Origin of the sequence: Tessaracoccus sp. MC1756 (assembly GCF_014164735.1) — a bacterium.
Classification (GTDB): domain Bacteria; phylum Actinomycetota; class Actinomycetes; order Propionibacteriales; family Propionibacteriaceae; genus Arachnia.
Window position 1 is genome coordinate 79749 of the sequence record NZ_JACJFZ010000003.1, and the last position, 12341, is coordinate 92089.

8 protein-coding genes are annotated in these 12341 nt (G+C 68.6%); 2 read left to right on the plus strand and 6 right to left on the minus strand.

The window, feature by feature from the left end:
- Positions 1-7 precede the first annotated feature (7 nt).
- The 3 genes from H5393_RS09510 to H5393_RS09520 all read right to left on the minus strand — a co-directional run bounded on the left by H5393_RS09510 (position 8) and on the right by H5393_RS09520 (position 6661).
- Positions 8-1474, minus strand: a complete 1467-nt coding sequence (locus H5393_RS09510; RefSeq protein ID WP_182766456.1) for a glutamate synthase subunit beta — start codon at positions 1472-1474, stop codon at positions 8-10.
- Positions 1467-5996 carry a glutamate synthase large subunit gene (gltB, locus tag H5393_RS09515; RefSeq protein ID WP_182766457.1) on the minus strand — a complete coding sequence of 1510 codons (4530 nt, stop codon included), beginning with the start codon at positions 5994-5996 and terminating at the stop codon, positions 1467-1469. Before gltB ends, H5393_RS09510 begins: the two co-directional genes overlap by 8 nt.
- A gap of 167 nt (positions 5997-6163) precedes the next feature.
- On the minus strand, positions 6164-6661 hold the full coding sequence (locus H5393_RS09520; RefSeq protein ID WP_182766458.1) for a hypothetical protein: 498 nt from the start codon (positions 6659-6661) through the stop codon (positions 6164-6166).
- A 104-nt stretch (positions 6662-6765) separates the two neighbouring features.
- Between H5393_RS09520 and H5393_RS09525 the strand changes: the two genes are divergently transcribed.
- Positions 6766-7608, plus strand: coding sequence for a sigma factor-like helix-turn-helix DNA-binding protein (locus tag H5393_RS09525; RefSeq protein WP_182766459.1), 843 nt, complete (start codon positions 6766-6768; stop codon positions 7606-7608).
- Positions 7609-7618: 10 nt separating this feature from the next.
- Here H5393_RS09525 and H5393_RS09530 read toward each other — a convergent pair whose 3' ends face one another.
- From H5393_RS09530 to dnaG, 3 genes are all read right to left on the minus strand, one after another.
- Positions 7619-9214, minus strand: coding sequence for a cation acetate symporter (locus H5393_RS09530; RefSeq protein WP_182766460.1), 1596 nt, complete (start codon positions 9212-9214; stop codon positions 7619-7621).
- Positions 9214-9579, minus strand: coding sequence for a DUF485 domain-containing protein (locus tag H5393_RS09535; RefSeq protein ID WP_182766461.1), 366 nt, complete (start codon positions 9577-9579; stop codon positions 9214-9216). Before H5393_RS09535 ends, H5393_RS09530 begins: the two co-directional genes overlap by 1 nt.
- A gap of 98 nt (positions 9580-9677) precedes the next feature.
- Positions 9678-11516, minus strand: coding sequence for a DNA primase (gene dnaG, locus H5393_RS09540; RefSeq protein ID WP_182766462.1), 1839 nt, complete (start codon positions 11514-11516; stop codon positions 9678-9680).
- A gap of 56 nt (positions 11517-11572) precedes the next feature.
- Between dnaG and H5393_RS09545 the strand changes: the two genes are divergently transcribed.
- Positions 11573-12337, plus strand: coding sequence for an ABC transporter permease (locus H5393_RS09545; RefSeq protein ID WP_182764725.1), 765 nt, complete (start codon positions 11573-11575; stop codon positions 12335-12337).
- Positions 12338-12341 lie beyond the last annotated feature (4 nt).

Consider the following 12341-nt stretch of genomic DNA (forward strand, 5'->3'; position numbering starts at 1 on the left):
TCGCCGGTCACACGAGGAGTTGCCGCACCTCCGGTCCGATGGGCCTGGGCAGCTTGGACGAGCCACTCAGGTACTGGTCGACGCCCATGGCGCAGGAGCGGCCTTCAGCGATCGCCCAGACGATCAGCGACTGGCCCCGGCCCGCGTCGCCACAGGCGAAAACGCCGGTCACGTTCGTAGCGAAGTCCTCGTCGCGCAGGATGTTGCCGCGCGGGTCCAGCTCCAGGCCGAGTTCCTGCACCAGGCCGGTCTGCTCCGGGCCGGTGAAGCCCATGGCCAGAAGCACGAGCTGAGCGGGGATGTGCCGTTCAGTCCCCTCGACGGGTTCGAAGCGGCCGGCGTCGAAGCGCACCTCGACGATGTCCAGCCCGGCGACACGGCCGTCCTCGTCGCCGACGAACTGCAGGGTGGAGACGGCGTACACCCGGTCGCCGCCCTCCTCGTGCGCCGAGGAGACCTTGAAGGTCATGGGGTACGTCGGCCAGGGCTGGCCGGCGGGCCGGACCTCGGGCGGCATCGGCATGATTTCCAGCTGGGTGATGGAGCGCGCCCCCTGGCGGATGGAGGTGCCAAGGCAGTCCGCTCCGGTGTCGCCGCCGCCGATGATGACGACGTCGCGACCCTCGGCCGTGACCTGGCCATCGACCCTCTCGCCCAGCGCGGCCCGGTTCGCCTGCGGCAGGAACTCCATGGCCTGGTGGATGCCGGCCAGTTCGCGGCCGGGCACGGGCAGGTCGCGAGCCGCGGTGGCCCCGATGGCCAGGACCACGGCCTCGTACTGCTCCCGGAGCTCCGCGCCGGTGATGTCGACGCCGATCTCCACGCCGGTCTTGAACTGCGTACCCTCGAGCACCATCTGCTTGAGACGGCGGGTGACCACCGACTTCTCGAGCTTGAACTCCGGAATCCCGTAGCGCAGCAGCCCACCGATGGCGTCGGCCCGCTCGTACACGACGACGGTGTGCCCGGCCCTGGTCAGCTGCTGAGCGGCCGCCAGACCCGCGGGCCCCGAGCCGACGACGGCGACCGTCTTGGCGGTGTGCCACTCCGGCTGCTGCGGCACGACGCGCGAGTCGTCCCACGCCTTGTCGATGATCGCGACCTCGACGTTCTTGATCGTCACGGCGTCGCGGTTGATGCCCACCACACAGGCCGTTTCGCAGGGCGCGGGGCACAGCCGGCCGGTGAACTCCGGGAAGTTGTTCGTGGCGTGCAGACGCTCCAGCGCCGGCTGCCACTCGTCGCGCCACACCAGGTCGTTCCACTCGGGGATGAGGTTGCCCAACGGGCACCCGTTGTGGCAGAACGGGATGCCGCAGTCCATGCACCGGCCGGCCTGCTTGGTGATGATCGGCAGCAGCGCCCGCCCCGGCGTACCGGGGTAGACCTCTTTCCAATCGTGCACGCGCTCCTCGACGGGGCGGCGGGCGGCGACCTCGCGCGGAGTGGTCATGAAACCCTTGGGATCAGCCATGTGCGGCCTCCATCATCAGCTCGGTGGTCTGGTTCTCGTCGAGGCCGTCGGCCAGGGATTGCGCCTGGACGGCCATGATGCGGGCGTAGTCGCGCGGTTCCAGCTTGGTGAAGCGGCGGCTCAACTCGTCGTCGCTCAGCGCGAGCAGCGCGTCGGCCACGGTGGAGCCGGTCTCCTGGCGGTGTTCCTCCATGAGCGTGCGGATCCGGGCGAGGTCGGCGTGGCTGAGCGGGGCGGGGTCGACCAGCTCGGTGTTGAGCCGGAGCGGGTTGAGGTCGAGCACCCAAGCGACACCGCCGGACATGCCTGCGGCGAAGTTGCGCCCGGTGGGTCCGAGCACCAGCACCTCACCGCCGGTCATGTATTCGCAACCGTGGTCGCCCACGCCCTCGACGACGGCGCTGGCGCCGGAGTTGCGCACGCAGAAGCGCTCGCCCACCCGGCCGCGCAGGAACAGCTGCCCGGACGTGGCGCCGTAGCCGATCACGTTGCCGGCGACGATCTGGTCCGCGGGGTCGAACGACACCTCCGGCGGCGGGGTGACGATCAGGCGACCGCCGGACAGGCCCTTGCCGAAGTAGTCGTTGGAGTCACCGATGAGGCGCAGAGTGATGCCCCGGGGCAGGAACGCCCCAAAGCTCTGGCCACCGGTGCCGGTGAGGGTGAAGTCGATGGTGCCCGGCTCCAGGCCGACGCCCTCGCTGACCCGCGTGACATGATGACCCAGCATGGTGCCCACCGTCCGGTCCACGTTGCGCACCGTCAGGGTGTGGCGCACCAGTTCTCCATGGGTGAGGGCCGGTTCCGCAAGGCGGATCAGTTCGACGTCGAGCTTGGCGTCGAGCCCGTGGTCCTGCTCGATCGTGCGGTAGCGGCGGGTGCCCTCGGGCACGTCGATCTGCGCGAGGATCGGCGACAAGTCCAGGCCCTGTGTCTTCCAGTGCCCCACGGCGCGGCTGACGTCGAGCAGGTCGACGCGGCCCACGGCCTCCTCGATCGAGCGCAGGCCCAGCGACGCGAGCAGTTCGCGCACCTCCTGGGCGATGAACTCGAAGAAGTTGACGACATGGTCAGGGTCGCCGTGGAACTTCCCGCGCAGTTCGGGGTTCTGCGTCGCCACGCCCACGGGGCAGGTGTCCTTGTGGCAGACGCGCATCATGACGCAGCCGGACACCACCAGGGGCGCGGTGGCGAAGCCGAACTCCTCGGCGCCCAGCAGCGCGGCCACGAGCACGTCGCGGCCAGTCTTGAGCTGGCCGTCGCACTGCACGACGATGCGGTCCCGCAGGCCGTTGAGGAGCAGCGTCTGCTGTGTCTCGGCGAGGCCGAGCTCCCACGGGGCGCCGGCATGCTTGACCGACGTGAGCGGGGCCGCTCCCGTGCCACCGTCGTGGCCCGAGATGAGCACGACGTCGGCCTTGGCCTTGCTGACGCCGGCGGCCACCGTGCCCACGCCGATCTCGGAGACCAGCTTCACGTGGATGCGGGCCGACGGGTTGGCGCACTTCAGGTCGTGGATGAGCTGCTTGAGGTCCTCGATCGAGTAGATGTCGTGGTGCGGCGGCGGCGAGATGAGGCCGACGCCCGGCGTCGAGTGCCGCGTGCGGGCCACCCAGGGATAGACCTTGTTGCCGGGCAGCTGGCCACCCTCACCGGGCTTGGCGCCCTGGGCCATCTTGATCTGGATGTCGTCGGCGTAGGTGAGGTACTCGGAGGTGACGCCGAAGCGGCCGGAGGCGACCTGCTTGATCGCGGAGCGGCGCAGCGGGTCGTGCAGCCGCTCCGGGTCCTCGCCGCCCTCGCCGGTGTTGGACTTCGCCCCCAGCCGGTTCATCGCGACGGCGAGGGTCTGGTGGGCCTCCATCGAGATCGAGCCGTAGCTCATCGCGCCGGTGGAGAACCGCTTCACGATCGAGCTGATCGGCTCCACCTCGTCGATGCTGATCGGCTCCGTGCCGGCGAACTCCATGAGCGAGCGCAGCGTCATGATGCGTGCCGAGTTGTCGTTGACGAGCGCCGAGTACTTCTTGAACGCGTTGTAGTCGCCGGCCTGCGTCGAATGCTGGAGGCGGAAGACCGTCTCCGGGTCGAACAGGTGCGGTTCGCCCTCGCGGCGCCACTGGTATTCGCCGCCCACGAGGAGGTCGCGGTGAGCCAGCGGGATGCCGTCGGCCGGGTAGCCCAGCTGATGGCGGGCCATGATCTCGTCGGCGACCTCGTCCAGCCCCAGTCCGCCAAGGCGGCTGGTGGTGCCGGTGAAGTACCGCTCGACTACCTGCTCGCTGAGGCCGACGCACTCGAAGATCTGGGCGCCGGTGTAGGAGGCGATGGTGCTCACGCCCATCTTGCTCATCACCTTGAGCACACCTTTGGAGAGGGCCTTGGCCACGTTGGCGATGGCCTTCTCGGGGCTGACGTCGACGTAGATCTCGCGGCGCGCGAGGTCTTCGGCCGTTTCGAAGACGAGGTACGGGTTGACCGCCGCGGCACCGTAGCCGAGCAGCAGCGCAACGTGGTGCACCTCGCGCACGTCGCCGGCCTCGACCACCAGCCCCACCTGGGTGCGGGTCTTCTCGCGGACGAGGTGGTGGTGGACGGCCGCGGTCAGCAGCAGCGACGGAATGGGCGCCAGTTCCGCCGTCGAATGGCGGTCCGACAGGACGATGGCGCGGGCGCCGCCGCGGATGGCTGCGGACACCTCGTCGCAGATCTCCTCCAGCTTGCGGGCCAGCGCGCGGCCACCGCCGGTCACCTTGCAGAGCCCGTGCACGACGTGGGTGGCGTAGCCGGGGAGGTCGCCGTCGCGGCCGAGGCGCACGATCTTGGCCAGCTGCTCCGAGTCGAGGATGGGCCGGTTCATGATGATCATGCGGGCGGCCGCCGGCACGGGCTCGAGCAGGTTCCGCTCGGGCCCGATCTTCGCCGTGAGGGAGGTGACCAGCTCCTCGCGGATCGCGTCGAGCGGCGGGTTGGTGACCTGGGCGAAGAGTTGCTTGAAATAGTCGAAGAGCAGCCGGGGCCGGCGGCTGAGCACTGCGATGGGCGCGTCGGTGCCCATCGAGCCGATCGCCTCGACGCCGGTGTTGGCCATGGGTGCGATGATCGAGCGCAGTTCCTCGTGGGAGTAGCCGAACACCTGCTGTCGGCGCGTGACGGAGGCGTGCGAGTGCACGATGTGCGCGCGGCTCGGCAGCTTGTCGAGTTCGATCTTGTTGTCGGCCACCCACTGGCGGTAGGGATGCTCGGCGGCGAGCGCACCCTTCACGTCGTCATCGGAGACGATGGCGTGGCGGTCCAGGTCCACGAGCAGCATGCGGCCAGGCTGCAGGCGGCCCTTGCGCACCACGTCGGCGTGCGCGATGGGCAGCACGCCCGCCTCGGAGGCGAACACGACCAGCCCGTCGCGGGTCTCCCAGTACCGGCCCGGGCGCAGCCCGTTGCGGTCGAGGCACGCGCCGATGACGGAGCCGTCCGTGAAGGTCATACAGGCGGGACCGTCCCAGGGCTCCATGATCATGGAGTGGAACTCGTAGAACGCGCGGCGGTCCGGGTCCATCTCCGCATGCGACTCCCAGGCCTCGGGAATCATCATAAGGACGGCGTGCGGAAGCGACCGGCCACCCAGGTGCAGGAGTTCCAGCACCTCGTCGAAGGAGGCGGAGTCAGAGCCCTCGGGAGTGCAGATGGGGAACAGCCTGGACAGCGAGCCGGGGATCTTGTCGCTGGTGAGCAGTGCCTCGCGGGCGCGCATCCAGTTGCGGTTGCCGCGGACGGTGTTGATCTCGCCGTTGTGGGCGATCATCCGGTAGGGATGGGCCAGTTCCCAGGCGGGGAAGGTGTTGGTGGAGAAGCGTGAGTGAACCAGCGCCAGCGCCGAAGCGACCCGGTCGTCGTGCAACTCGGGGAAGACCTCTTCGAGTTGGTACGTGGTCAGCATCCCCTTGTAGACGAGCGTGCGCGACGACAGCGACGCGAAGTAGACGCCCACCTCGTGCTGCACGCGACGGCGCAGGACGAACGTGAACCGGTCGAGGTCGATGCCCGACTGGTCTTCGCGGCCCGCGACCACCAACTGCTCGAAGTGCGGCATTGCGCCCACGGAGATCGGCGACAGGGTGTGGGTGTCGACGGGGACCTCGCGCCAGGCGAGCACGTCGAGGTCCACCTCCTCCGCGATGGCCCCGATGGCCTCCTTGGCGGCGGCACGCTCGGTCTCGTCGGTGGGCAGGAAGGCCAGGCCGACGGCGTATTCCCCCGCGTCGGGCAGCTTGACGTCGAGCACGCCGCGGAGGAACGCGTCGGGCACCTGGATCAGGATGCCGGCGCCGTCGCCCGCCGCAGTGTCGGCACCGGTGGCGCCGCGATGGTCCAGGTTCCGGAGGGCCTCCAGACCCTTCGCGACGATGTCGTGGCGCGCCACTCCGTCGAGATGGGCCACGAAGGCCACGCCGCACGCGTCGTGCTCGTTGACCGGATCGTAGAGGCCGACCTTCTCGCGCTGTGGGAACACACGTCTCGTCATGGCGGATCCTCCTGGATTCAGGGCGTGACGCCACCGGTGCCCGGTGGCCGGAAAGAACAGTAGGTCCGCTGCTGATCCGACGCAACGCAATTGGGCACCATACGAAAGAGCTTAAAAAGCTTGTAACGCGACCGAAACGAAAGGGGCCCGCCGCCGCCCACTGGGGGCTAGAAGTACTCGGTGCGCAGCCTGTCAGTTTCGGCCACCACGGCCTCGCGGGTGACCGGGTCGTTCAGGTCCGCACCGCCCGAGGGCACGGCGTACCAGTGCGTCTGCGGGTCAGGGGAAAGGCTGCGGCGGCCGACGACCTGCACCTGCCCCCGCGGCCTGGCGTCCACCACGGACTGGACCAGCGTCGACGCCAGCACCCGCTCGCGGAAGGCCTCCGGCACGCGGTTCTCCTCGGTCAGAGCAGCCTCAAAGCGCTCGCCGTCCATCGTGCGCCATGTGAACGTGCCTGATTCGCCGTTCCAGGAGCCGCCCGCCACGAGCTCCCACCGCCACACCTGCCACTGCCCCTCGCGGCGCAGCGCCAGTTCCTCCCGCGTGATCGCGAGGACGACGTCGCCGTCGCCGATGCCGTGGGCCAGGACGTGGGGCTGCGCGCCCAGAAGGGCCGCAAGGCCTGAGAAGTCGACGCGGGTGGGCCGCTTGAAGAACGCCATAGGCCCATTGTGCCCTGTGGAAAAGAAGTGTTGTCCGTTGCGCGTCGTCCACATCCCCCTCACCGATCGCCACCGCGGTCCGCCTGCTCGGCAAGGTGGGTGACATGAAGATCCCAGAGCTCGATCTCCCCCATGTCATGCTCGCCACAGGCGAGGACGCCCAGCTGGCCAGGGCCGTCGAGGCCGGCCTGTATGCGCACCACCTGATCGAGGAGGGCAGGCGTGATCCACGGCTGCCGGCGGTGGTGGCGCTGGGGCGGCGGGCCGCCGAACGGTTCGCCTGGGTGGGGATCCGGATGGCGCTCAAATACGCCCGTCGCACCGCCTATCTGTCCGGCCTGCCGGAGGACGAACTGTTCCAGGACGGTTGCGTGGCGGTGGGCGAGGCGATCCGCCGCTACGACCACGCCCGCGGGATCAGGTTCTCCACCTTCGTCCACGAGTACCTCATGCGGGAGCTGGCCGACGGTGGCCGCCACTGGATCGGCCGGCCCACCGTCAGCCGGGCGGACAGACGGGCTGCGCGCATGGCGATCCGTGCCATGGACGCCCGTGGGCTGGACGACTCCGAATCTGCCGTAGACACCGTGGTGACCGCGATGGGCCTGTCCCCCACAGCCGCCCGGAGGGGCCGCATCCGGCACGTAAGTCTCGACGTCGCGCTGGAAAGCACCGGGTTGGCGCACCTGAGCTACGAGCCCGGCCACGGGCAGGGCCTGGACTTCCTGGCCCTCCTGGTGCCCCGGCACCGCCGCCTGTTGCAGCTGCGCTTCGGGCTCACGGGGCGGGCCCGCACGCTGGCGGAGATCGCGCACATCATGCAGGCGTCCCCCTCCACCGTCAGCAGGTGGGAACGGGAGGCGTTGGAGGCCGCCCGCCTCCTGCTGGCCGGGGAACGCACGACGGCGGCGGCCGCCTACAGTGAGGCGGCCGCCGCCGTCGGGTGAGGGCGTGGACTCAGTGCGAGATGGCCTCGCCGGCCCCTGCGCCGGTCATGGAGCGGACCTCCATCTCGATGGCGAACTCGTCGTCACCGCGCGTAGGCGATGAGATCGTACCCAGATAGCCCGCCAGGAAGGCCAGTGGCACGCTGACCAGGGCTGGGTTCGTCAACGGGAACCAGGCGAAGTCGATCGCCTCCCCCAGCATCGCCGACTTGGAGCCGGAGATGGCCGGGGAGAAGACGATCAGCACCGTCGCGGAGATGAGGCCCGTGTAGATCGACCAGACGGACCCGCGCGTGTTGAACCGCTTCCAGTACAGGGTGTACAGGATCGACGGCAGGTTGGCGGAGGCCGCCACGGCGAACGCCAGTGAGATGAGGAAGGCGATGTTCTGGCCGTTGGCGACGATGCCACCGAGGATGGCGAGGAAGCCCACCACCACTGAGGTGTAGCGCGCGACCTTCACCTCCTGGGCGGGATCAGCCTTGCCGTCCTTGATGATGTTGTTGTACACATCGTGGGCGAACGACGCGGACGCCGTGATGGTGAGCCCCGCGACCACCGCGAGGATGGTGGCGAAGGCGACGCCGGAGATGATGCCCATGAAGACCTCGCCGCCGAGGTTGAGCGCCAGCAACGGGGCCGCGGAGTTCTGGGCGCCGGGGGCGGCCATGATCGCGTCTTGGCCCACGAGCTTCGCCGCACCGAGGCCGAGGACGAGGGTGAACAGGAAGAAGATGCCCACCAGGATGATGGCCCAGACCGCCGAGCGGCGGGCCTCCTTCGCCGTCGGCACGGTGTAGAAGCGCATCAGCACGTGCGGCAGGCCCGAGGGGCCGGCGATCAGCGCGATGGACAGCGACAGGAACGACAGCTTGGTCCAGATGGACGTGCCGTACTGCTGCATGGGGGCCAGCAGGTCGTTGTTGGCCACCGCGTCTGCCGCCATTGCCAGCTTGTCGAAGTTGAACCCGTCGCCCATGAGCACCAGGAAGGTCATGATGGCCGCGCCCGTGACCAGCAGCACCGCCTTGATCATCTGCACCCAGGTGGTGCCCTTCATCCCGCCGATCAGCACGTAGCCCACCATCAGCACTCCCACCAGACCGATGACGACGCCCTGCATGGACTTGTCGGTGACGCCCAGCAGGAGTGCGACGAGGCCGCCCGCGCCGGCCATCTGCGCCAGCAGGTAGACCAGTGAGATGATCAGGGTGGAGGTGGCGGCGGCGGTCCGGATGGGCTTCTGCTCCATGCGGAAACTGAGCACGTCGGCCATGGTGTATTTACCCGTGTTGCGCATCGGCTCTGCCACGAGGTACAGCGCCAGCAGCAGGGCGACGAAGAAGCCCACCGAATACAGGAAGCCGTCGTAACCGTAGAGCGCGATGGCTCCGGTCACGCCGAGGAAGGCCGCGGCCGAGAGGTAGTCGCCTGTGATGGCGAGTCCGTTCTGCCGGCCGGAGAACTTGGCGCCGCCGGTGTAGAAGTCGGTCGCCTTGGTCTTCTGGCGGCTGACGACGATGACGACGGTGAGCGTCGCCAGGACGAAAACGGCGAACACGGCGATGTTGATCCAGGGGTTGCCGTACTGGGTCTCGAGCAGCATCACACCGCCCCCTTCTCGATGAGTTCCTGCTTGAGCTCAGCCGAGACCGGGTCCAGCTTCGTGTTGGCGTAGTTGACGTAGATGGCCGTCCAGACCCACACGAGGGCGAACTGGAAGAAGCCGATCACCAACCCGACGTTGACGCCCTCGAGGCCGAGGAACGGCGAGGACATGAAGTCGACGGCGAAGATGGACAGCACCACGAAGGTGAAGTACGAGGCCAACCCGGCGATGGTCATCGGGAAGGCGAAGTTCCGGAAGCGCGAGCGCAGCTGCTGGAACCGCTGAGAGCGGGCCACCTCGAGGAAGACCTCGCGGCTGTTGTTCTGGAGCGGGGGGAATTCGGTTGTTCGGCCTTGGGACATCATTCTCCTGAAGGTCGGCGGGACCACGTTGTCTCGACGTCAAGATAATACGCACATGCGTTGAGCGATTGCAAGAATTTCCCTGCAGCCACTTCCCGTCAGGCTAGTCCTACATGCTGTAGTTGTTTGCGTTTCATCTCCAACTGGGTCAGATGGGCGAACTGCGACCGGTGCCCCGTCGGGTCCTTGACCGGGTCTGTCCGCTGCAACTTGGACTTCACGTCGGCAATCTCGCGAGTCACCCGGGTGAGCTGCAACTGCGCTGTGTGCGCGAGTGAATAACTTTCGTCGGGTTCCCGGAACAGGGGCTCCACAAGCAGCGCGACCACCAGTTGGGCCACCAGTTCGTTGGGGGCCGCGGCGCGGACGCGGTCTGACCAGTTCTCCCCGTACTCCACCCCGGACAACAGCCGGAAGACGGCGCGGTAACCAGGGTGCGTGAAGTCCTCTTCCACCACGGAGTTCCAGGCGGTGTCGAAAGTGACGGGGTGTTGCAGCATCAGCTTCAGCGAATCGCGTTCGAGACGCAGATGCGGGTCGTTCGGGTTGGGCCACCCAGGCTCGGCCGCCCGCTCCTCCGGCGCCGGGGGCGGCGGCGGTTCAACCGGCGCACCTGCGTTCCGGCGGCCGAAGCGGCCCGCTTCGCGGCGCACGTCGTCGACGTCCATGCCCAGCACGCCGGCCAGCTCCCGCAGGTACTGGTTGACCAGCGACTGGTCTCGGATCGCGCTGACGAGTTCGGCGCCTTCCCGTGCCGCCGCTAGCCTGCCGTCGGCCCTGTCGAGGTCGTAGCTCTTCGCGATGTTGTTCATCACGAACTGGTACAGCGGGATGCGTCGCGCTACGAGCTCGCGGACGGCCGCCTCGCCCTGCTGCAGCCGCAGGTCGCAGGGGTCGAGGCCGGTGGGTTCGACGGCGACGTAGGTCTGGGAGATGAAGTTCTGGTCGCCCTTGAAGACCTTGAGCGCAGCCGCCTGGCCCGCCTTGTCGCCGTCGAAGGTGAAGATGACCTCGCCGTGCAGGCCGCCCTGCGTGCCCATGAGCCGCTGCAGCAGGCGCGCGTGGTCGTCGCCGAAGGCCGTGCCGCACGAGGCGATGGCGGTCTCCACGCCGGCGAGGTGGGCGGCCATCACGTCGGTGTAGCCCTCGACGATCACAGCCTGCTGTTTACGGCCGATCTCGCGGCGCGCCAGGTCGAGGCCGTACAGGACGTGCGACTTCTTGTAGACCGGCGACTCCGGGGTGTTGATGTACTTGGCCGGCAGCCGGTCGTCGTCGTAGATGCGCCGGGCGCCGAAGCCGAGCACGGCCTGGGCGGAATCGCGGATGGGCCAGAGGACGCGGCCGGTGAAGAAGTCCCGGCCACCGTCGCGGATCAGGCCCGCGGTCTTCAGCACCTCGTCGTTGAAGCCCTTGGCCTTGAGGGTCTGGTGCAGCGCCCAGCCGTGGCGAGGCGCATAGCCGACGGTGAAGCGCTGGGCGACTGCGCGGTCGAAGTCGCGGCCGTGCAGGAAGCGGCGGGCCTCCACCGCTTCTGCCGACTCCAACTGGTCGGCGAAGAACTCCTGCGCCGCCTCGTTGGCCTCGAGCACCCGCTTGCGGAGACCGGGCGGCTGGCCCGGGACGCCGTCGTCCTCGATGCGGAGGTCGACGCCGAAACGGTCAGCCAGCATCTGGACGGATTCCTGGAACCCGAGGTTCTGCTGGCGCATGAGGAAGTTGATGACGTCGCCGCCCTCGCCGCAGCCGAAGCAGTAGTAGAAACCGCGCGCCGGTGTGACGGTGAAGCTGGGGGTCTTCTCGTCATGGAACGGGCACAGGCCCTTGAAGGAACCGGAGCCGGCGTTGCGAAGCATGACGTAGTCGCGAATCACATCGTCGATCCGAGCCCGTTCCCGGACGGTCGCGATGTCCTCCTCGTTGATCCGGCCAGCCACTCCGCAACTCTAGCCGCAACCCGGCAGCGATAGAGTTCGGGTGGATCGGAGGCTGGATGGAGATCGCAATCGGCTGGCCCTTGGCCATCGGCCTGGTGCTGCTCGTGGCGCTGGGAGCCGGGGTGGCGCTGTGGGGCCGAGTGTCCGTGTGGCGGACCATTCCGTGGGTCGCCATGCGCGCCGCGGTGCAGCTGCTGCTGGTCTCGTTCCTCGTCGGCTTCGCACTCTCGCACTGGGCGCTGGCCTTCGCCTTCGTGTTCATCATGTTCATCGTCGGCGTCCTCACCACGGCGCAACGCACCGACATCAAGGGGCTCCGGGGGTACCTGGCCGTGGCCTTCGCAATGGCTGCGGGCGCGGTGCCCGTCCTGACGATCATCTTCGCCACCGGCACGGCACCCCTGACCGGCCCGTCGATCGTGCCGATCGCGGGGATCATGGTCGGCAACATGATGACCGCGCACACGCTGGCGGGCCGCCGCAACTTCGCCGAGCTGCGCAACCGCTACGACGAGTACGAGGCCTGGCTGGCGCTCGGCGTGGAACGGGGAAGGGCCATCCGCAACGTGGTCTCCCCCACGCTCCATGAGGCGCTCATCCCCTCGCTGGACCAGACCCGCACGGTGGGACTGGTCACCCTGCCCGGCGCCTACATCGGCGTGCTGCTCGGCGGCGGGTCCGCCTGGGACGCGGCCTCGGCCCAGTTGCTGGTGCTCGTGGGCATCAACGCCGGCCAGGTGTGCACGGCGGTGGCGGCGCGCTGGCTGTCGACCAAGACGTGGCTCCTGCCGCCCGACCTCGCCGCCAAGCTGCACGCGTGACCGG